This window comes from Candidatus Vallotiella hemipterorum, from assembly GCF_910593725.1.
Classification (GTDB): Bacteria; Pseudomonadota; Gammaproteobacteria; order Burkholderiales; family Burkholderiaceae; genus Mycetohabitans; species Mycetohabitans hemipterorum.
Genome location: NZ_OU343031.1, coordinates 1,100,459 through 1,123,864, shown reverse-complemented (window position 1 = coordinate 1,123,864; position 23,406 = coordinate 1,100,459). Strand labels below are relative to the sequence as shown.

Sequence of the window (23,406 nt, the reverse complement as noted above, 5' to 3'; positions counted from 1 at the left end):
AACACAAAACTTCCACAAGTTTTTATGTAAACTATGCATTGAATTCGTGTAGAACCAGTTAACCTCTTTACTGTTTCAGGCAGTAATCATAAGTTAGCCAAGAAAGGCCTAGTCCTAAAGACTGCAATAAATTAAGAAAAATTTTATGGAAGAATTTATGTTTAAAATATCCCGAATATTATTTCTCTAGTTTAAATATACTACTGCATTCTTAGTAATCTCTGTTTTACCAAGTAGCTCATGTTCCTTATCTAGTATGTCTATCGACTCAACTTTAATAATCTAAAGTAAAAAGCGATTTAGCTTGTTAGCTAACGTGTCCGCTAATCTGTACTAGACAGCTGTAATTAATGTAGTGTTCACTCATATTGTGATTGCTGCGTACCGTTAGTAGGATACACGTAAACAGCGGGGTGTGGTTAACGAACCCGCTTTAGGCGGCGGTGTATTCATAACAATCATCTCTTATTAATATTTCTTAAAGAAACTTAATATTCTTACAAGAGAGGGTATTACGCTGAATTAAAAGTTTTCTCCGGGGTATCCACTAAGTTCTGGAGAAAGTTTTCTATAACGGATTTTCTTTCTGAACACCGGATTACATAGCGTAGTCAAATTACTTTTAGCGACAGCGAATGTATATAATTAAAGCAACGTCGCATTTTATATGCGTATTTATTACCAGACATTTTACTTAGAAAGTATGCTAGTTACAGTAGCTAGTATGTTAGACATAATATATATCCGGCTTTAGAGATCGGTATCTCAGAGTTTGTTGAGATTCTCAGTATACTGTTATTCCTATATTTAGATTATCTTTAAAATATAGATAAGCTATTATAAACGCAGCTTCAAAATTCTAGCAAGGGCTAGTAGTTTAGTTACATCAATCGTAATCAGTTGTATTGACGCTGCCTAGCAGGCGTCGCACAGTTACATATCATAATAGCGAGTTCATCCGACTTATATAATTATTTTAACGCTTTGTAGCAAATCTAGTTTATATACTGACTTTTGTAAAATCCGACAAATGTCAGCCTGTAGCTAGTGCTACACTAGGTACTTTGCACGTAACTTAGTCTTTAGATGTATAATCACTAACATAAAGTAGTAATGCGACATATTATAACGTTAAAATTTATGAAGCCAAGATATTTAAGTTTCGCTAGATGTACAGGAGCGCAGAATCCAAAATTTTTGCTCATGGATATCGCACGCCTTGTTAATTTACAACCATTCTCATTTAGCATTAAGCTAAAATTAGATTTTTAATACGTATAATTGTGTCGCTTCTCAATCTATATTTCGCTAACACGTTTAATTAAATAGGAGCGAAATATAGTTCAGTTATACGCTAGATCTGGAAGGCATAATGAAGTTATCAACTGGCATGGAGTGCTTCTATACACAAGCTATTGCTAATATGCAAGTTTTCTCAGCTGACCCACTTAATATAAGGCTGAGAACGCAATACGCTCTAGCAATAGAACTAGCAGCAGTTTGCTGGACATGTCCTTGGTTTCTAATACCTACTAGAACCGGATGGCTACTAAGCTGATCAAAAATCGTGTTTAACACGGTATATATGCCTGCTAGATTCTCAAACATGTATGGTGGTATTATTGCTATTGCACTGAACTCAAGGTATATTCCGAGTTTTATAGTGCTATCATTCTCATTAAAAAGTGGGCTGATAAGCAAAAAGTTTAAGACAAATATTCGATAGCTGTCTGCGTAGTAAAAAACAATTTAGCCTAGACTTAGATATGATAATTATGTTACATCTCCTAGGAGATTGTTTTCTACTTGTTACTTTATCAATACTAGATGTCATCCGAAAATAACTAGCTCATATTATGTATCTTCAGCCGCTTTAGAGACCTTTCAGTGTTCTTTCTAACAAATTATCGGTAGTGTATATAAATATTTTCAACGCTTTCTATAATACGCTGATAATATCAAACAAGGCTTTAAAGGTAGTCAGCTACGCTACTACTATTTTTTATATTCGCAAGTATGAGAATTTGTTTCAAATTTTAGCTTAAGGCGTATGATGATCAAGACTAGATCAACTAGCTAAATAATATACGTCAGAATATAGCAGAACGGAAAACCTATTTTAATTAATCTAGGGCTAGATAAACTAATATGGCTAGCTTATTCTTTTTTATTTTTCAAGGGTGTGCCCAGGGTTTTCCAAATTATTATCATGCCTTATTCCACTGAATTTGATGTTATCGTGGTTGGCGGCGGACATGCTGGCACCGAAGCTGCGCTTGCTTCTGCCCGAATGGGCTCGAGAACGTTATTATTGACACATAACATCGAGACAATAGGCCAGATGAGCTGTAACCCATCAATCGGTGGTATTGGTAAAGGACACCTAGTTAAAGAAGTTGATGCCTTGGGCGGGGCAATTGCGGCCGCTACTGATGAGGCTGGAATCCAATTCCGTATTCTTAATTCGTCTAAAGGGCCTTCTGTTCAGGCGACTCGCGCACAGGTAGACCGCCTCTTATATAAAGCGGCAATTCGTCGTCGTCTAGAAAACCAACCAAATCTATGGATATTCCAACAATCTGTTGATGACCTAATTATTAAGGGCAACCGTGTTTTAGGTGTCGTAACACAGATTGGAATTCGCCTTTTGTCCCGTGCGGTTATATTAACAACAGGCACGTTCCTAAACGGAAAAATTTATGTAGGTCTAAATAACTATACTGGTGGGCGAGATGGCGATCCAGCATCAGTATCACTTTCTGCACGCTTAAAAGAACTTAAGCTACCGCAAGGGCGATTAAAAACAGGCACACCACCCCGAATTGATGGTAGATCTATAAATTTCTCAAGATTAGAAAAGCAACCCGGTGATCTAGACCCAATCCCAATATTCTCATTTCTAGGTCGAGTAGAGCAGCATCCTCGGCAAGTACCTTGTTGGATGACACATACAAACGCTCAGACGCATGATATTATACGTAGTTGCCTAGATCGCTCACCAATGTACACCGGAGTAATCGAAGGTAAAGCGCCTCGTTATTGCCCGTCAATCGAAGATAAAATTCATCGATTTTCAGATAAAAACTCTCATCAAGTATTTTTAGAGCCGGAAGGACTGACAACAAATGAGTTCTACCCAAATGGCGTCTCGACCAGCTTGCCATTCGATGCACAACTAAACCTAATTCGTTCGATAAAAGGTCTTGAGCATGCCTATCTTCTTCGGCCTGGCTATGCAATTGAATATGATTATTTTGATCCGAGGGCATTAAAAGCATCACTAGAGACAAAAGAAATCGCAGGATTATTCTTTGCAGGACAGATTAATGGAACAACAGGATATGAAGAAGCGGCTGCTCAGGGGTTATTAGCGGGTATTAATGCGGGATGTTTTATACAACAACGAGCTGCATGGGTGCCACGTCGCGATCAGGCATATTTAGGTGTGCTCGTTGACGATCTTGTAACGAGGAGTATTTCCGAACCGTACCGGATGTTCACTAGCCGAGCCGAGTACCGATTAAGCTTACGCGAAGATAACGCAGATATTCGTCTAACAGAAATTGGTCGGGAATTGGGCGTCGTCGATAAGGCTCGGTTCATATTTTTTCTGCGTAAGCGCGATGCTATTTTACAAGAAACAGCCCGTTTAAAATCGATATGGGTAAATCCTAAGACTTTACTAAAAAAAGATGCGATTGCATTGCTGGGTGAGCCTATTAAACATGAATATCGCTTAGCGGACTTGTTACGTCGTCCTGGGGTTAGCTATGACAAGTTAATGGAATTACAGGCTAGCCACTATGCGCCATCTAATGTATTAGTCGACGACCCTAGGATGCTGACACAGATCAAGCATCAGGTCGAAATTGGGATAAAGTATCGGGGCTATATTGAGCGACAAGCAAGCGAAATACAGCGGAATAAAGCATATGAAAATGCACAGCTTCCGGCTGATATAGATTATGCGCAAGTCAGTGGACTATCGTTTGAGGCCCGACAAAAGTTAAATCATTTTCGTCCTGAAACTATAGGCCAAGCGTCACGGATTTCTGGCGTGACGCCTGCTGCTATCTCACTACTAGTGATTTACCTGAAGAAAGATCTTCATTGCTCAACACCACACAAAAGTGCAGCATTGTCAAATGTTCATATCTCCAAATTAGAAAACGTTGATACTATAGCGAATTTTTCCCCTACTCGATCTACTCCGCAATGATCTACACTAGAGATAGTAGAGTTCAGGGTGCACACAAAGATTTCTCAACGCAACGGATAGAGCTTAAGAAATTACTATGGGATGGTGCTGCTAAGCTAGGAGTTTTATTATCAGCAGAACAGATCTCTGGGTTATTAGACTATATCGCTTTGCTATCAAAATGGAATGTAGTTTACAACTTGACGGCGATCTGTAATCCACGTCAAATGGTGATACGACATCTGTTAGATTCGCTGGCGATCGTGCCATATATTGCGGCACGATCGCCAGCGTCATTGCTTGATGTGGGTTCAGGTAATGGTCTACCAGGAATTGTAATCGCGTTTGCCATGCCATGCTGCACTGTAGTAAATAACGATATCGTACAGAAAAAAACTGCATTTCAGCAGCAAGCTAAAGGATTCTTGCGCTTATCTAATTTATCTATAGTGACCGGCCGCGTGGAGCAGTTACATATTGGGACTAATATACTACCTCAATTTGATGCGATCGTATCGCGTGCCTTCTCAGAGTTAGCGAATTTTGTTGCGCTTACTCGACATTTGCTCGCGCCGGGCGGTGTGTTATGGGCTATGAAAGGCGTTTATCCAGATAAGGAGATTACTAAGTTACCAGATGACGTGATAGTGCGCCAAGTTATTCGACTTACCGTTCCATCACTTGATGCTGAGCGACATATTCTTGAAATAGCTATTAAGCCTGAATGTATTGGGTACTAGATAATCAAATTATTGCTTAAAATCCTATAAATCCTAGTAATTCAGTGGCAAAAACATATTACTAATTTATCTTGGTATACAAGAAATTTTTTAACGGCGATATCAAGTTATTAATTGATAACCCATGAAATTGTCTACGATCAATAATATGCGCGCTGTAAGCGGAGGTAAGGTATTACTACGTAGATTATGAGCCTGAAAAATTAAAGATTATATTATTAGCATAATACTACTAATGGTAATATTAACATAGATCGAATGCGATATATAAAGTATACATGTAAAGTATGTCAGCGTGTAAAACAGAGAGCAGTAAAAACCTGAGTTAGGTAACAATGCCATACATGCTAATATATAGGGCTAGAGATCCTCGGCAATTATTGTATAGGAATTGTATCTAAATATATCCGCGGGATGGGACTAAAAAGTATATTAAGCGTTAGGCTCACGCACGTTATAGTAGTACAAATAGTTGTATCATTAACAGCAGCGCTCGCGTGGCGGCCGTTTAAAAATCGCCTGTGGTAATTCTGTGCTGTCCTCGGCGTTAGGTGGGGCAGTATGCTGGGCGAATTAGTTTAAATTATATTAGCAATAGTTTTGTTTCTTTCGACCGCGATGCTGTATCAAAACGTCTGCTGGTTTGCGCTGCTTGTCACCTACCTTTTTACACTGAAAGTAGCGTATTGGCTTACACTAGCGTGGTACTGACTGGTTCAGTACCCGACGAAAAAGATTTTCGATTTATTGGGTTAACACGTCATGGTCGCTAGCGTAAGAACGCATATAGATCCGTCTGAGTATATTCAGCATCACTTGCAAAATTTTGCATCGAAGCATCAAACTTCGATCATTGATTTCTCGATTCTTAATATCGATACACTTTTCTGGTCCATTTCGATGGGTCTAGTTACGATCGTGATATTAGCTTTCGCTGCTTACACCGTGACACCAGGTATTCCGAGTCGTTTCCAGTGCGCAATTGAAATGTTGGTCGAGATGGTTGAAAACCAGTCTAAGGCTATTGTTCATGGTAATCGACACTTTATCGCGCCATTAGCTCTGACCCTATTCCTCTGGGTTACACTAATGAATTCTCTAGACTTTATTCCGGTTGATCTGCCTGGAAGTGTTATCGCATGGATTGGGTTATCAAATATAATTCCGCATCATCGGCTTGTGCCAACCGCCGACCTAAATGGCACATTAGGTATCGCGCTTGGTGTACTTATTTTGATGTTGTACTACAACGTCAAGATAAAAGGGCTTAAGGGCTTTATGCGCGAGATAGTATCGGCTCCATTTGGTTCAAACCCGTTTCTTTGGGTGCCAAATATATTAATTAATATAATTGAGTTTCTTGCGAAAACTATTTCGCTTGGCATGCGGCTATTCGGGAATATGTATGCGGGCGAACTTCTATTCCTACTAATTGCGTTGCTAGGTAGCATATGGAGCTTTGGTGCGGATACAACAGTGCTTGGCTTTATCGGTCACGTACTTGCTGGTAGCGTATGGGCAATCTTCCATATCCTGATCGTGTTGTTACAGGCCTTTATTTTCATGATGTTAACACTAGTCTACCTTGGCCAGGCACATGAGTCTCATTAGGCTCCCACGGGCCTAAAAAAGTTTGGATTTCAAGTTCTTAAGTCTTTTAAAAAGGAGTGATTATGCAAGCTTGCATCGGTAATATCCAGGGTATGACTGCTATTGCTATAGGCATTATTATCGGTTTAGGTGCAATCGGTGCCTGTCTTGGTATCGCATTGATGGGTGGAAAATATATTGAAGCATGCGCGCGCCAGCCAGAATTAATAAATCCGTTGCAAACTAAAATGTTTCTACTTGCAGGTCTTATCGACGCAGCGTTTCTGATTGGTGTCGGTGTGGCCATGCTATTTGCATTTGCGAACCCATTGCTATCCCAGCTCGCTGGATAAAGTTTTTAAGCATGCACCGCGCGCTGCGCTTCGTATAAAAAATAGGTAAAATCTTCGCTAGGTATTGCGAAAATGTGCCTATTTTTAATTCTGGGAACGCTATAGTTGTTGAGGAAACGCCGTGAATCTAAACGCAACTTTGATTGCACAAATGATCGTATTCTTGATCCTTGCATGGTTCACGATGAAATTCGTTTGGCCGCCACTAATTAGCACGCTTGATGAACGTTCAAAGAAGATTGCCGACGGGCTTGCTGCTGCTGATAAGAGCAAGGCAGAGTTTGAGGCGGTACATAGGCAGATTGAAGAGGAGTGGATAAGCGTGCGTAATGAAGGGCAGCAACGCATCTCGGAAGCTAAAGAACGCGCCCAGGTCATAGCTGACGAGATTAAGCGTAACGCACAATCTGAGGCGATAGGGATTGTTAGACGAGCGAAGATAGAGGCTGAGCAGCAAGTAATTAAGATACGTGACACATTACGCAGAGATGTTGCTGCATTAGCCGTTAAAGGTGCTGAGCAGATTTTAAGGCGCGAGATCGACGAAAACGCTCATATAGAGCTACTAAACAAGCTAAAAAACGAGCTTTAACTATGACTGAACTAGTAACTATTGCCCGTCCGTATGCTAAAGCTCTATTAGATGTCGCGTCAACTAATCGTACTTCCTGGCTTGCATTAGTGCGAGAGTTATCTCAGGTTGCACATCTTCCAGAAGTTCTCTCAGTTATATCAAGTCCAAAGGTTGGGTGCCAACAAATTGTTGACCTGCTAATTTCAGAATTAACGTCACCGCTAAAGACAGCATCTGCTACGAAAAACTTTGTACGGATGCTCGTAGAAACTCACCGAGTTCAGTTATTACCTGAAATCGCCACCCAGTTTTCTATATTAAATAATGCACAAGAAGGTTTGGCTGATGTAACTATTGAAAGTGCGTTTTCGATCGATGGAGATAGGCTTTCTGAACTTGTCGTAGCGCTTGAGCGTAAGTTCCAGCGCAGGTTAAAACCGATAGTGAAGATTGATCCTAAACTAATTGGCGGCGTTCGAGTAATAGTCGGTGATAAAGTGCATGATACCTCCATCCGTGCACGGCTTTCGGAGATGCAGGCGGCGTTGATTGCATAACCAAATTATGATCTGGCTGCATCAAGCTAAGGTGCCGTGCAACAGCATTAAACATTAGGAGTGATTATGCAAATTAACGCCACTGAAATAAGTGAGCTAATTAAGAATCGGATCCAGGGACTATCGGCTAATGCTGATATCCAAAATCAGGGAACTGTAATATCTGTAGCAGATGGTATTGTCCGAATACACGGTCTATCTAATGTGATGCAAGGTGAAATGCTAGAGTTTTCTAGCAATACCTTTGGCCTAGCACTGAGTCTAGAGAGAGATTTAGTTGGCGCAGTGATTCTCGGTGAATGCGAGCATATTTCCGAGGGAGATACCGTTAAAACAACAGGCCGAATACTCGAGGTGCCGATCGGCCCGGAATTAATTGGACGCGTCGTTGATGCGCTAGGAAATCCGATTGACGGCAGGGGTCCAATCAACGCAAAAAGCACTGATGCGATCGAAAAAATCGCTCCCGGAGTAATCTGGCGTAAGTCAGTATCTGAGCCAGTTCAGACAGGACTAAAGTCTATCGATTCTATGGTGCCGATTGGTCGTGGTCAGAGACAGCTTATTATCGGCGATCGGCAAACTGGAAAGACCGCCCTGGCCCTTGATACGATCATTAATCAAAAGGGTACAAAACTGACATGTATCTATGTTGCGATCGGCCAGAAAGCGTCATCTATCATGAACGTTGTTCGCAAGCTTGAAGAGCATGGGGCAATGGACAATACAATTGTTGTAGCTGCCTCAGCATCCGCTTCTGCAGCGATGCAATTTATTGCGCCATATACCGGTTGTACTATGGGAGAGTACTTTCGTGATCGTGGTCAAGATGCTCTAATTATTTATGATGATTTGACAAAGCAAGCATGGGCGTATCGTCAGATCTCACTTCTTCTGCGTCGTCCGCCGGGCCGAGAAGCATATCCGGGCGATGTATTCTATTTACATTCTCGTCTGCTTGAGCGGGCAGCGCGCGTGTCAGAAGAATATGTTAAAAAGTTTACCAATGGCGAAATAAAGCATAAGAGTGGATCACTGACTGCCCTGCCAATCATTGAGACGCAGGCTGGTGACGTGACTGCGTTCGTACCAACTAATGTTATTTCAATTACTGATGGCCAGATCTTCCTGGAAACTGATTTATTTAATGCCGGTATTCGCCCAGCAATTAACGTTGGGATTTCGGTGTCTCGGGTTGGTGGGGCGGCACAAACAAAAGTAATTAAAAAGCTGTCCGGTGGCATCCGTACTAATTTAGCGCAGTATCGTGAGCTTGCGGCATTTGCTCAATTTTCGTCGGATCTAGATGAGGCGACCCGAAAGCAGCTAGAGCGTGGCCGTCGAATTACGGAACTACTTAAGCAGCCGCAGTATCAGCCGATGCGGGTTCATGAACTAGCGGTCGCACTGTTCTCTGTCAATAATGGCTACTTAGATGATCTAGAAGTAAAAAATGTACTGCTTTTTGAAAAGAGCCTAAACGAATTTATAAAGCTTAATCATACCGCAGTGATTAAGCGTATAGAAGAAAAAAAAGATCTAACTAAGGATGATGAGTCTGCGCTGCATGCGGTGATCAAGGACTTTAAGAAGTCTCGCGCTTACTGATCTCAGGAACACGGATAGCATACAGTCTATATTTTACCTTGTAATAATTGGCTATGCTGTTCAGATAGGGAGCAAGCAATGGCTGGAATAAAAGAAATCCGCGGCAAAATCAGCAGCGTGCAGAACACGCGAAAGATCACAAAAGCCATGGAAATGGTAGCCGCATCGAAGATGAGACGAGCGCAGGAACGTATGAAAGCAGCTCGTCCGTATGCCCATAAAGTTCGGGATATTATTGCGCATATAAGCGAGGCCAATCCAGAATATTATCATCCCTTTATGGTGAAGAATACAGGCAAAAGGACAGTAGGTATTATTGCAGTAACTACTGATAAGGGGTTGTGCGGTAGCATGAATACAAACATGTTACGTGCACTAGTGCAGAAGTTTAAAAATTTCTCTACACAAGGCATAAAAACAGAGTCGACCGTAATCGGTAGTAAGGGAATCGCTTTATTAAGCAGCTGTGGCAGTAAGATCCTCTCTCAGGTTACCCAGCTTGGAGATACCCCACACTTAGGGCAGTTGATCGGTGCGATTAAGATACAGCTTGACCGGTATTCTCAGGGCAAATTATTAGCGGTATATATAGCCTATACACGTTTTATTCATACGATGAAGCAGGAGCCGGTAATCGAGCAACTATTGCCATTAACAAATGAACGTTTCGAGAAGAATCTAGATGCAGACGTCCTACCCAAATCGTTGTGGGACTACATCTACGAGCCCGACGCGAAGTTAGTAATTGATGACTTGATGGTCTGCTATGTAGAAACACTTGTATACCAAGCTGTCGTAGAGAACATAGCATCTGAGCAATCAGCTCGTATGGTAGCGATGAGGGCTGCATCTGATAATGCGAATACGGTTATTAACGACCTTCAGCTTGTCTATAATAAGGGCCGTCAGGCGGCGATTACTAAAGAACTATCAGAAATCATCAGCGGTGCAGCGGCAATCTGAGCGTTATGCGGATAAAGCCCTAAACCACGCGCTTGGAAAAATTAAGTATCTAAAGGAAATGCAATGAGTACCAATGCTTTGGTAGAGGGTAGGATAGTACAGTGCATCGGTGCCGTTATTGATGTCGAGTTCCCGAGTACGCAGATACCGAATATTTACGACGCACTAATTCTAGAAGATAGCGATTTAACGCTTGAAGTTCAACAACAACTTGGCGATAGTGTTGTACGCACAATTTGCCTGGGATCATCTGAAGGTTTGCGCCGCGGGCTGATAGTAAAAAATACAGGCCACCCGATTACTGTACCGGTCGGTATACCAACTCTTGGCCGGATTATGGACGTTCTAGGCCGACCGATTGATGAGGCAGGGGATATCTCTCGCGAACACATGCGATCAATTCATCAGAGAGCACCAGCGTTCGACGAACTCTCTCCATCCATGGAGTTACTTGAGACTGGTATTAAAGTAATCGATCTCATGTGCCCCTTTGCTAAGGGCGGAAAAGTCGGGTTATTTGGCGGCGCTGGCGTAGGTAAAACAGTAAACATGATGGAATTAATTAATAATATCGCGAAGAAGCATGGAGGTTACTCTGTATTCGCTGGCGTAGGTGAGCGTACTCGTGAGGGGAATGACTTCTACCATGAAATGAAGGACTCAAATGTTTTAGATAAGGTCGCACTAGTATATGGTCAGATGAATGAACCGCCAGGTAACCGTCTACGCGTAGCGTTGACGGGCCTAACGATGGCCGAGCACTTTCGTGATGAGGGTCGCGATATCCTATTCTTCGTCGATAACATATACCGGTTTACCTTAGCAGGTACAGAAGTATCTGCTCTGTTAGGGCGAATGCCATCCGCAGTAGGTTATCAGCCTACTCTCGCCGAGGAAATGGGAAAGCTGCAAGAGCGCATTACATCTACGACAACTGGTTCTATTACCTCAGTGCAAGCCGTATATGTTCCGGCAGATGACCTTACTGATCCATCACCGGCGACTACGTTCGGTCATCTAGATGCTACCGTTGTATTATCGCGTGATATTGCTTCGCTAGGTATCTATCCAGCGGTTGATCCGCTTGATTCGACGTCACGTCAGATCGATCCTAACGTAATTGGAGAGGAGCATTACAAAATAACGAGAAGCGTTCAGCAAACGCTGCAACGATTTAGGGAGCTGCGCGATATTATTGCAATTCTTGGTATTGATGAGCTATCGCCAGAAGATAAGCTAACAGTAGTGCGTGCTCGTAAGATTCAGCGCTTTCTATCACAGCCGTTTCATGTAGCCGAAGTATTTACAGGATTACCTGGCAAGTATGTACCTCTAAAGGAAACAATCCGAGGATTTAGGATGATCATTAATGGCGAGTGTGATAGTCTGCCAGAGCAAGCATTCTACATGGTAGGCACCATCGACGAAGCTTTTGAGAAAATAAAAGATATATAAGTAGTTTTCTACTGCTAGTGCAGCATATATTTGTACTAATAGAGTTTAGAGCTTGATACTTAACCTTAAATTAATATGGCAACTATTAAAGTAGACGTTGTTAATACAGAGGAAAGTATTTTTTCTGGGTATGCAAGATTTATCTCTCTTCCAGGAGAGTTGGGTGAACTTGGTATTCTACCGGGCCATACGCCACTTATTACGCGTATTCGACCGGGCTCCGTGCATATTGAAGACGAGAATGGCCATGAGCAGTTTGTGTTTGTTTCTGGCGGTATCCTTGAGGTGCAGCCTGGAACGGTAACGGTACTTGCAGACACTGCGATCCGTTGTGCAGAATTAGACGAGGTAAAAGCCGAGCATGCGCGTAAGTGCGCCGAAGAGACTTTGCGAAATACAAACTCAAATATTGAGTATGCTACGGCTCAGGCTGAACTAGCCTATGCTACCGCTAAACTCGCAGCTATTGCTCAACTACGTTGTCGTAGGCAACGCCGTTGAGCAATAGAGTGCAGCAAATTAGAGTATATGCTGATTATAAACTAGGCATGGTATAAATTATTGCGTAGGGTTAATTAAATAACTGCTAAGTTAAAGTTTATTATTTTAATATAAAATATCAAATAACTAATTATAGTATCTAAAATTATAAGCATCATTGCTTTTTAAAAAAACCTAAGTCTATCGATTAGAACATATTTTAATATTCCTTAAAAAATTTCACTGCGTATGCTTCTTATTTTATTTTTATAAAATCACGAAAAGTGCACACCTAATTTCGAAAGTTAATAAAATTAAATAAGAAGAAACTACTAATTCATCTTAGTAAGATTAGATAAATATCTCAGAATAATTCTGATTTATAAATATATATATAAATAATATTTATGGGTAGCATTCTATTTAGTTACTATAATTATTCAGTATTAGCCATACACACATAGTGCTTATCTAATTTTTGTTATTTTAGTTATCCGAGAACCTATTAAAAGTTTTTATACTATTCTTACTAAGAATAGTATTTTAATAAAGTTTTTTCGGATTTTATAGTTATTTTTAATGTGATTAGTAGGTTAACGGTTTTTCAAAATCTTAGTTTTGTTAGTAGGGGTAACGCTGGCCTAGTGTTAGATATAGCTAGTATATGAAAAATAATTTTTCTCCTAAAAATTGGACCGCTCCCTATATTTTTACTAAAAGTTTTTTACTCATGTTATGAAAAAATAAGTATAAATTAATCTAATTAATATGCCTAATGTGATATTACTTACTTAAGTATAAAGTGATCAGCACGTGTTTGGGAACATTATTACGTTAGGCAGTCGCACTATGCGACCGAGATGACACTACAGTCTCCATATTTTATGTAATTCTATGTGCAGTCATTCCAACAATTCCTAATGCAATAGAGTTAAAACTTGAATTCGGATTTAGAAAAGGAGGCATTTATATGCACCATATATAGTTAATTTTAATGTTACTTAGCTAGCAGTACTTATCATTAATAATATGTATGGATATTACTACTTTAATTATTCAGATACGTCGAGAACTAATAAACCTCAACAGTGCCGTGGGCAGTATGCGCCGCTAATTAGATTGTCTATATCAATATAGAGGCTAAATATACCTCTCACTAAAACTTATTAACATGGTATGTTAATTTGACTGTTTGAAAGCTATAGGTAAGCTACCTATATATATTCTTTTTGGATTTTATTGGACCATATATTTTATGTGTAGAACACTAGTATAACGTGTTCATAATTTAAACAAATTTTTAGTTTTTTTAAAAAAGCAACATTACTTATACAATGTTTAATTTTATTAAAAATTGCTTAGCCTAGCTTTTTTGATAGGGATAAAAGTATGCTTTTGCACAAAATTATCAACAGGGTAGCTGTCTAGCATAAATTTTTAGATGAATTTATAGCTAAGTAACAATTCTGCCACTTTTTGTTCTATGATTTTCTATTTCTTATTTTGGGTGATACTTCGCTTTGTCATCTTAGCCCACCATAACGGCTTTTATTAATCTATAATCTATGCAACCGCCTCTTTTTTGTTATGTTAGAGTCGCGCTAGACTGTCCTTATTCAGCACCGTATGATTATCGCTGGGCTCTGCCATTACAGCCACTGCCTGGTATGCTTGTCCAAGTACAATTTGGGCATCGAAAAACAGTAGGACTAATTGTCGAGGTCGTGGATACGACTAACGTGCCACAGAATCGATTGCGAAATATTCAAAATACGTGTATTGATTGTCCTCCGCTAAACAAAGACTGGCTTAAATTAATTACCTTTGCTGCGAACTACTACCATCGTAGTCTAGGGGAGGTAGCATTACCAGCGTTGCCTCGGGCGCTGCGTGATGCCGCTCGTTGGCCTAGGTTATTTACCCAGGAGATATTATATCAGTTAACGGAGGCTGGACGTAATACATTGCTGGGCGCATTGCCGTCTCGAGCTATAGGGGCGCGCCGGCTTGCCCAAGCATTTTTGCAGACAAATACGCTTAGCGCGTTTGATGCCCGAACTCTTTATGCTAAAGCTGCTGTAACACTTGATCAGTGGAGAGAGCGCGGCTGGGTACAGGTAAAATGGCGTAGCGACGTCGAGGCGCTGCGAACAGGCGGTACAACTAATCTAGTCGGTGGGTGTCAGCGCGCTTATATCGCATCACAACTAAACCAATATAAGGGGATAAATAAGGGGGGGGCTAATCTCAATGATGAACAGCGTGCGGCTATCAGGTCCATTAACTCTGCACGTGGCTTTACGACATTTGTATTATATGGGGTAACCGGCAGTGGTAAAACTGAAGTATATCTGCAGGGATTAGTTGATTTATTTATTCGCAGGCCTGATGCACAGGCCCTGGTAATGGTACCGGAGATTAGCCTAACACTACAGTTTGAAGCAGTATTCCGGGAGCATTTTTCTAGTTGGCCGTCTACTGCTTTTGTAACTTTGCACAGTGCTTTAGCAGACGGTAAGCGCGCTAGAAATTGGCTAGCAGCACATACCGGGAGAGCTCGGATTATATTGGGTACGCGCATGGCGGTACTTGCTTCATTGCCACGGCTAGCACTAATTATCGTTGATGAGGAGCATGAACCCGCTTATAAGCAACAAGAAGGACTGTGCTATTCGGCACGAGATCTGGCGGTATGGAGAGCTAAGCAGCTAAACATTCCTGTTGTGCTTGGATCAGCTACGCCATCACTTGAAACATGGTGGCATGCATGTCAGCGCTGCTATATAACATTAGTTTTATCGAGACGAGCGGTAGGGAATGCAATGTTGCCTAAAGTTCGTCTAATAGATATGGAAATAGAAAAACAGGTGGGTCGCTATCGATCTGATGGATTATCGATGTCACTTGTAAAAGCATTAAAAGACTGTTTAGCTCGTGGTGAACAAAGCTTAGTATTTCTAAATCGCCGGGGCTACGCGCCGATTTTAACCTGCGATACTTGCAGCTGGGTTATGGGCTGCTCGCGCTGCAGCACATATTTAGTGCTGCACAAGAGTGAGCAGCGTATGCGATGCCATCACTGTGGGGGGGGGGGTTATATTCCGCAGGCATGCCCAATGTGTAGCAGTGTCAATCTGACAATATTTGGCCCCGGTACGCAGCGTGTCGAAGAGGTGCTCAGTGCTGTCATGCCTAATGCAAGGGTATTGCGTATTGATGCCGATAATACACGGCGAAAAGGCAGTGTACATACCTTATTGTCAGAGGTGCACGCTGGCGATATCGATATTCTGGTTGGTACGCAAATGATCGCGAAGGGACATAATTTTCAACGGATCACCCTCGTTAGTGTGTTAAATGCAGATTCCGCATTGTTTTCGCATGATTTTCGGGCTGGAGAGCGATTATTTTCCCAGTTAATACAGGTCTCAGGACGAGCTGGTCGGGCAGGCGATCATGGAGAGGTATTAATTCAGACTAAGCATACGCAGCATCCGTTATATGCGGCGTTAGTAAGACATGATTATATCGGATTCGCCAAGGCAACGCTAGCCGAGCGACGTGATGCGTATCTGCCTCCCTTCGTTTTTCAGGCTTTACTGCGAGCCGACTCATATAGTTTAGATGATGCGCTACGATTTTTAAAGGAAGCATCTACAATGCTCGATGCAGTACCTGGTGCTGAGTGTGTAACACGCTATGATCCAGTACCTTTACATGTTGTTAAAGTAATGCACGTGCACCGTGCACAGCTGCTACTTGAAAGCATTTCGCGTGTAGCACTACAAAGTGCGCTACGTGCTTGGGTGCCACGGTTACGCACACTTAAAAGTGTGAATTACTGGAATATAGAAGTTGATCCCCTAAATATTTAGATTATATAATAAGATTTTTATCCTTTAATTTCGATAAAGGAAGTCTATTTATGTTCTAAATCTTAACAAATTAAGAATTTTTACTGAAAATTTTAAGTATATTATATCTCTCAATATTTTCTCATTGCTTTGGTATTAGCGTGTCTAGTATCTGATACTACTTACCCAGCAGTTAATGCATCTTTCTACACGACACATGCGATTCTTCTTGCTCCGTCTTATTGCTTTCTAATAGAGAAGTCTTGCCGCTAAAAAATTTAAAAGATTTAGGGTATTAAAAGTAAATGTAGTGCATTTTTAAAGCGATACTGCCGATAAAAATATAGTTACGTATCTAGATTTAGAATTAATATTCTATGTTCTAAGAAGCTTTTAAATCTAAGGTTCTATATTTATGGTGCATACCAAATAGCTAATTAAGTAATTAGTATATTTAGAAAAAATATAGCGAGGTACGTTACCTACTAAGATTAGTTATATATAAAATTGCTGACATCTACTATAGTATCTTTTCCTAAAACTTTGTTAAAATGTTCAGCTAAAATTAAAATCTACGGCTAGAAATTCCCTGTATTAAATAAGTGCTATTCTTAATCTAAGAGATAGTCCTGGCAGCACATCTATCTAAAAATATACAGGTATTTATTGCGTTATATATAAAAGGTTGTTAATAAGTCTAGTTATCTAGCTAAGAGGGCATTACGCTAATATACCTAGTTGAAAGTTCCTCTGATTCCGAGGTTAGGCTATCATGTAGTTATTACTAAATCAGTAAAAAGCTAATTTTAAGAATCTCGATTACTAATAAGCTTATATAAGCGGCATCAGATTTATTATTCTCTAGTATTTTATGTTAAGAAAAGCGCATAAACACTAGAGTAAGTTGCTGATATAGCGAATATAGTCTTATCTGAGAGACTGTTGTAAAATACCTTTTATGCGCTTAATAGTAGTTGCAAAAAGGCTAAACGGGCGAGCCTTAACAGCTACATGATAATGTGCGCGCTATCACGCTATAAATATGGCCCTAATTGTTAGGACGATAAGCAGTTTGTATATGAAGAATTCTGTATCTATGTAGATCCAGATTGGGATGCGTCAGTCTTGGTAGTTAACAAAAACAAACCTTAATAAGTTTTTAGTACAAAGTCTGGGCGTCTCAGGGTTACTGCGCACCTTTTGCCCGCTTTCTTGGGAAGTACTAAATCCTCTAGCTTAATCACAGATTCTGTAACTGATAGACAGTATTCTTTATTAGACTAGAGCTTTTCTTATGTAGAACATCTTGATGCTTAATAGTCGAAGGATAGCTCGACACTATTATTTAGTGCGTCATTACCCAAGTAAGCTGTTGCCAAATTTGCAATAACCTACAAGGAAGCCTGTACCCGAGATTTGTCTTTTATACGTCTCAAGCTATACTTAATTGAGCCGTTAATCGACATTATACATGCGTGTGTAGTAACACATCTTTATCCTGATTACTCAGTAGGGAGATAGGCTAGAAAGTTCTAGCCTAAGAAGAGAAGCGATTTGGCTTTATTGTCGCTGAGTCTATTAGAGACAAGCAAGTCAGTATGCAACTCGCATACTATCATATATCTTGATTTTGCTCCGTTTGGAGGGGATTTCGTACATAGTCCTCCGTATAGCAAATATTTATTCTAGCTACTTTTTCTTTTGTAGCAGAGCTTTCAAGCACGCTAGGCGCTCTTTGGGAGTTATAGGGATTTCATCCGGCATAGATGGTAGCGCATTATCTAGATGCATTTCCTTAATAAAGCGGGATGGTTGGCATACACTCGTTACTTTTGCGCGCTTTCTCTTCTTACAATAGTTAAGGTGTAAGCTGCGCCGTGCTCGTGTGATCGCAACATACATCAAGCGGCGTTCTTCCTCGATTTGTGTGGGCTTAATTAACTTATCATCGGTGCTACCGTAGTGAGGAAGAATGCCTTCCTCGACGCCCACTAAAAATACATGTGAATATTCCAGTCCTTTCGATGCATGGATAGTTGATAAACGTATCGCATCTGGATTTTCATCTTTTCCATCTAGCACCGACATTAATGCAACGATTTGAATTAGTTCAAGTAGATTCTTACCAGAATCGGCTAGTTTATCTGAATTATCAGAGATATATTTATATTGCTCATTATCGTTAGCGTTATTAACGCCTGACCTGTCGGCTTTACTAACAGTAATATTAAGCTTTATAGCATTTAGTTCTGGTTTCGTACCCCTTTTTTTAAGCCACTTTATAAACTCAAGCACATTTACCCACTTAATTTGGGCATGGCGATTGTCAAGGGTATTATACAAGTGCTGTTCATACTGAATAGACTCCATTAAATAATCTAGTAACGACGTTGCTGAATCAGTGATAGCTTGTGCCGCAATACGCTGAATGAAGTCGCAAAATACCCTCATCGGTTCGATTTGACGCTGTGATATCCGTGTCTCAACGCCGCCCATATAGACCGCCTCGAATAATGATACTTTTGCCTGGCTAGCAAACGAACCTAAAATCTGTAGTGTCGTATTGCCTACGCCACGTCGAGGTGTTGTTATCGCACGGATAAAAGCTGGATCATTATCATGATTAGCGATAAGCCTAAGATAGGCGCAGATATCTTTAATTTCTGCTCGATCGAAGAAAGATTGTCCGCCAGAGAGCAGGTATGGGATTCTCTCGCGTCGCAGTACCTGCTCTAAGATCCGAGCCTGAAAATTGCCTCGATAAAGAATCGCATAGTCCCTAAACTGCGCACGCCGTTCAAATTTGTGCGCCGACAAACGGAACGCTACCGATTCTGCCTCATGCTCTTCATCATTACATGGCGTTACAGTAATGGTATCGCCTATGCCATACTCGGACCATAATTTCTTCTCAAACAATTTAGGGTTTTGTGTAATTACACTATTCGCAGCGTTTAAAATATGTACTGTCGAGCGGTAGTTTTGCTCAAGTTTAATAATCCTCAGATGAGGGAAGTCTATCTGCAATTGAGCGAGGTTTTCTAATGTCGCGCCGCGCCAGCTATAAATAGCTTGATCATCGTCTCCTACCACTGTAAATGCTGCGCGTGAGCCGGTAAGCAACTTTAGTAGCTCATACTGGCATATATTCGTATCTTGGTACTCGTCTACTAAAAAGTAGTGAAAACGATTCTGCCATTTTTCGTGTACTAGTTTATTACTTCGAAATAATTTTGTGGGCAATAAAATTAAGTCATCAAAATCTACCGCCTGATACGCATGCAGAGTTGCCACATAATTATGAAACACGGCCGCTGCCTGCATCTCTTCTTTATTTTGTGCGAATACACTAGCCTGTTCTGGCGTAACTGTACTGCTTTTCCATAGCGAGATAATCGACTGTATTCTGCGAATTAGTTCCTGGTCTGTCGTTCTAACCGTCTCCTGAATCAGGGAGAAGCAATCGTCCGCATCCATAATAGAAAACTGTGTCTTTAAGCCAACATGTATTGCCTCCTGCCGCAAGATCTGCATACCAAGAGCATGAAATGTACATATCTGCAGCTGATTAATAGGCACTCTTCGGCCTTCCTTTCCAGATATCGTCAGCTTTTTTCCCTTAAGCAGTTGGCTAGCCCGTTCACGCATTTCGGCTGCCGCCTTATTTGTAAAAGTAAGCGCCACAATGTGATGTGGCTCAAAGCCTTGTGCTTCGATTAGATGAGCTATCTTCTGCGTAATGACGCGAGTTTTACCACTGCCCGCACCAGCAAGAATGAGGCATGGGCCGTCACAGTACATAACCGCAGCACTTTGCGGAGGGTTTAGACCATACATAGGGCGTAGCAGAAAGTGCCGACAAACGCCGACGGGAACCCGAGATGCTAACATGATAGCAGTGCGTCATAGATGACCTAAAAGTAGCTTTTTGTACCTCAAGAGGTGCGCATAGTGCTATCCTATCTGCATGTGATTGCTAAAAGCATTTCGGCTGTTTTATAACTAAGTATTAATACTAAACTATACTAGTTACATACCTATATGGGTCCTTTGTCTTATAGACCTCAGCAGTAGTAAACATGTTGGAGATGTATCAATATTATATACTCATAAGTATTTCAGGCACCTTAGTACAGGTAAAGTTATACGACAGGAAGAAATCTACTTACCTAAAAAAATATAGTTCTTAGAACTAGTACACAGGTAGTTTTATGGCTGTAGTTGAAAGTAACTTAAAATGTTATTTATAAGCATAAATCTGATAATTATAGACATAATGCGATTTTATACTCTTGATCTAAGCTTTATATGCTTACGCATACTATGTTCTTCCTTTAATAATAGATGCGATAGGGTGCAGAAAACAACTAGAAAAAACCTTATATTTATTGCCTCCTAGAAATAGGAATACTTGCTATTAATATAATATTTACATACCCCAATCGATAAGTTTACATGGGTAAATACCCTCATTTATATCATCTACCTACTTAAAAAATTAAGAGGTTAAAGGGTGTATAACAGTATCAATATAAGGTAGCGATAGTCAGGGAGTAACATTCTTATGCATTAGATAGACAATGCGGTTAAAGTATATTATAGTTTATAAACTCTTTAGTATTTATGCATAATGCTATTAAATGCCGAGCGCCCGTAGCTCAATGGATAGAGTACTGCCCTCCGAAGGCAGTGGTTGCTGGTTCAATCCCGGCCGGGCGCACCAAAAACTAATTTTATTAATTAAATTATCCTATTAAAATACCTTATTACAGTAGAACCTCTATTCCAGCTAATAATAAAGTTTTAATTATGAACAGTAGATTTATAGCTGAAAGCATATTTATATTATTAATATCTACTTTTTAATAAATTACCAACAGTCTCATAAAAGATAAGTCTTTATTAGCTCCTATTTATAAGTCTTATTAAGCATTCATATAATGCCGGCTGTTCTTGTGTAGGTTACGTGTATTTATTAAGCGCGTGATTTGCAGCTATATATCGCAAATACCAGCTAACCTGGTTATATACCTTAGTTGCACCTGTTAGTTAGTACAACCCTGCTCTACATAAAATAAATCTAGTACTAAATCAACATCAACAATATGCGCTCAACGTATAAGAGTATTAAAGCTGGATAACTGCTAATATTATTTCATGGCGCCTTATTCAGGCAAGATACCCTATATGAAGTGAATACAAAGCATCCAAAAAAATAATTTTAAGCTTAAGATAAACGATATTAATAATATGTTGCATACCAAATAATAGCTAACGCTAGTATTTTACGGACATGGTTTTAGTATGCATAAACATTACCTATCCTTGGATAAGAGATATTTATGCATATTCCTTAAGCAGCATTTTAAGTCGTCTTAAAGAATAAGTTGCTTTTTATATATAAAATTAGTAGTTATAGGTATATATTTATAAGGCGCTATACATGTACTTTGTGTGTAGTAAGCATGCCTTAGTATAGGGGGGGTCTGATAATTAACTACTCTTTTGAGACTTGGCAATATTAGAAGTAAGATGACGCTAAATCGGCAACGTAGTTGTGTAAGCGTTTAAGCAGTTTAGCGATCTAGCAGATAAGCAGAGTATATTTATAAGATATAGTTTTATATTAGGGATTAAATCCAACTCCCCTATCTACTACTAGAGACGTAATATACAGCCCTATTTGGCCCGAATCTAATAAAAATTGGCGTCGTTATTGTATTTACTGATACAGTACGTAGTTTATTTTGTAAGCCATATCTATATCTCATACTCAATACATTGATTAACAGGTACATCTAAATACGATGACTATCAATTACGCTATATGACCTTGATAAAGAGTCATTTAGTGGCAATACCTAATAATTAAAACTCTAATCTTGGTCCTCTTTCTTATAAAGAAAGCAGCAATCAAATACCAGTAGCACTATTTTGTAGTTTAGTTTCTGCTATTTTAGTCTGAAGCTGAGCGATGCATATCGCTCTCTAAGAAAGGCGTAGTGGCTAGGTAGGGAAGGCAGTATACTAATTCAGGAGTTATCGCGGACATGGCATTGCCCGAGCTAATAATATATATTATATAATGGGTTTTAAGTATTTTAGATTTCCCCTTGCCAAGGCTGCTCGGCGAAAGCTCTATCCAGTTGTAAGATACTGGATACTTTACTATTACCCTATAGTCATGGGGTATACGAGTCTTCTTAACGAGTTCATCCGCCAGAGCTACCATCAATCAACAAAAGCTTTTTCAATAACATAGTGGCCTGGGGCTGAATTACTACCTTCAGCAAAACCAAGGCTATCAAGCAGTTGCCGTGTTTTATGTAGCATATGTGGACTTCCACATAACATAACTCGGCTATTCTCATTGGAGAATGGTGGCATACCAAGCAATGAAAATAATCTACCTGTTTCGATTAATTCTGTGATGCGGCCACAGTTCTGGAATGGCTCACGCGTCACGGTTGGGAAATATATTAGTTTCTCTCGGATCATTTCTCCTATGTGCTCGTGCATCGGCAAGTGTAGAGTAATGTACTCTTTGTATGCGAGCTCATTAATAAACCGGCAAGTATGCGTGAGCACGATTTTCTCGTAACGATCATAGATATCTGAATCCTTGATAATCGATAAAAACGGAGCCAGACCGGTTCCAGTAGACAATAGCCATAGCATTCTACCTGGTAGGAGGTTATCGACCACTAACGTGCCAGTTGATTTTTTACCGACGTAGACTTTATTACCCACTTTCAAATGCTGTAGCCTAGAAGTAAGTGGACCATCTTGCACTTTAACGCTTAGGAATTCAAGGTGCTCCTCATAGTTTGCGCTTACAAGACTATATGCGCGCAGCAGCAGTTTACCATCCACCTCTAAGCCGATCATCGTGAATTGACCATTATCGAAACGAAAGCCTGGATCGCGCGTGCAAGTAAAGCTGAAAAGCTTATCAGTCCAATGATGTACGCTGAGAATAGTTTGTTGGGTTAAAGTGCTCATGCTGTTTCAACAGGATTAGTGATCGTTAAAAG

13 protein-coding genes and 1 tRNA gene are annotated in these 23,406 nt (G+C 40.3%); 12 read left to right on the top strand and 2 right to left on the bottom strand.

The features are described 5' to 3' along the window. The first annotated feature begins 2,209 nt into the window (after positions 1-2,209). From mnmG to KW136_RS03910, 11 genes are all read left to right on the top strand, one after another. Positions 2,210-4,219: a tRNA uridine-5-carboxymethylaminomethyl(34) synthesis enzyme MnmG gene (gene mnmG, locus KW136_RS03960; protein ID WP_216797335.1), complete on the top strand. Its 2,010-nt coding sequence runs from the start codon at positions 2,210-2,212 to the stop codon at positions 4,217-4,219. Beyond that, complete coding sequence (gene rsmG, locus KW136_RS03955; RefSeq protein WP_216797333.1) at positions 4,216-4,938, top strand: 16S rRNA (guanine(527)-N(7))-methyltransferase RsmG; 723 nt, start codon at positions 4,216-4,218, stop codon at positions 4,936-4,938. The genes mnmG and rsmG overlap by 4 nt, the downstream gene beginning before the upstream one ends. A 762-nt stretch (positions 4,939-5,700) precedes the next feature. Next, positions 5,701-6,549: a F0F1 ATP synthase subunit A gene (atpB, locus tag KW136_RS03950; protein ID WP_216797331.1), complete on the top strand. Its 849-nt coding sequence runs from the start codon at positions 5,701-5,703 to the stop codon at positions 6,547-6,549. 62 nt (positions 6,550-6,611) lie between these two features. Then, on the top strand, positions 6,612-6,881 hold the full coding sequence (gene atpE, locus KW136_RS03945; RefSeq protein ID WP_216797329.1) for a F0F1 ATP synthase subunit C: 270 nt from the start codon (positions 6,612-6,614) through the stop codon (positions 6,879-6,881). A gap of 121 nt (positions 6,882-7,002) precedes the next feature. Next, on the top strand, positions 7,003-7,473 hold the full coding sequence (locus tag KW136_RS03940) for a F0F1 ATP synthase subunit B (protein WP_216797327.1): 471 nt from the start codon (positions 7,003-7,005) through the stop codon (positions 7,471-7,473). Between the two features lie 2 nt (positions 7,474-7,475). Further along, positions 7,476-8,012: a F0F1 ATP synthase subunit delta gene (locus tag KW136_RS03935; protein ID WP_216797326.1), complete on the top strand. Its 537-nt coding sequence runs from the start codon at positions 7,476-7,478 to the stop codon at positions 8,010-8,012. A 66-nt stretch (positions 8,013-8,078) separates the two neighbouring features. Beyond that, entirely contained in the window at positions 8,079-9,620 is a 1,542-nt protein-coding gene (atpA, locus tag KW136_RS03930) for a F0F1 ATP synthase subunit alpha (protein ID WP_216797325.1), read from the top strand. Positions 9,621-9,698: 78 nt separating this feature from the next. Then, positions 9,699-10,583, top strand: a complete 885-nt coding sequence (gene atpG / locus KW136_RS03925; RefSeq protein ID WP_216797321.1) for a F0F1 ATP synthase subunit gamma — start codon at positions 9,699-9,701, stop codon at positions 10,581-10,583. A gap of 63 nt (positions 10,584-10,646) precedes the next feature. After that, the gene (gene atpD / locus KW136_RS03920) at positions 10,647-12,038 is read left to right on the top strand and encodes a F0F1 ATP synthase subunit beta (protein ID WP_216797319.1); all 1,392 of its coding nucleotides are present in this window, start codon (positions 10,647-10,649) and stop codon (positions 12,036-12,038) included. A gap of 75 nt (positions 12,039-12,113) precedes the next feature. Beyond that, positions 12,114-12,539 carry a F0F1 ATP synthase subunit epsilon gene (locus KW136_RS03915; RefSeq protein WP_216797317.1) on the top strand — a complete coding sequence of 142 codons (426 nt, stop codon included), beginning with the start codon at positions 12,114-12,116 and terminating at the stop codon, positions 12,537-12,539. A 1,544-nt stretch (positions 12,540-14,083) separates the two neighbouring features. Continuing rightward, positions 14,084-16,393, top strand: a complete 2,310-nt coding sequence (locus KW136_RS03910; RefSeq protein WP_216797315.1) for a primosomal protein N' — start codon at positions 14,084-14,086, stop codon at positions 16,391-16,393. A 1,668-nt stretch (positions 16,394-18,061) separates the two neighbouring features. Here the strand turns inward: KW136_RS03910 and KW136_RS03905 are convergent. Beyond that, complete coding sequence (locus KW136_RS03905) at positions 18,062-20,209, bottom strand: UvrD-helicase domain-containing protein (RefSeq protein ID WP_216797506.1); 2,148 nt, start codon at positions 20,207-20,209, stop codon at positions 18,062-18,064. Positions 20,210-21,019: 810 nt separating this feature from the next. On the opposite strand from KW136_RS03905, the gene KW136_RS03900 reads away from it, so the two are divergent. Beyond that, positions 21,020-21,095, top strand: a tRNA-Arg gene (locus KW136_RS03900). 1,508 nt (positions 21,096-22,603) lie between these two features. Here the strand turns inward: KW136_RS03900 and KW136_RS03895 are convergent. Then, positions 22,604-23,374: a ferredoxin--NADP reductase gene (locus KW136_RS03895; protein WP_216797313.1), complete on the bottom strand. Its 771-nt coding sequence runs from the start codon at positions 23,372-23,374 to the stop codon at positions 22,604-22,606. Positions 23,375-23,406 lie beyond the last annotated feature (32 nt).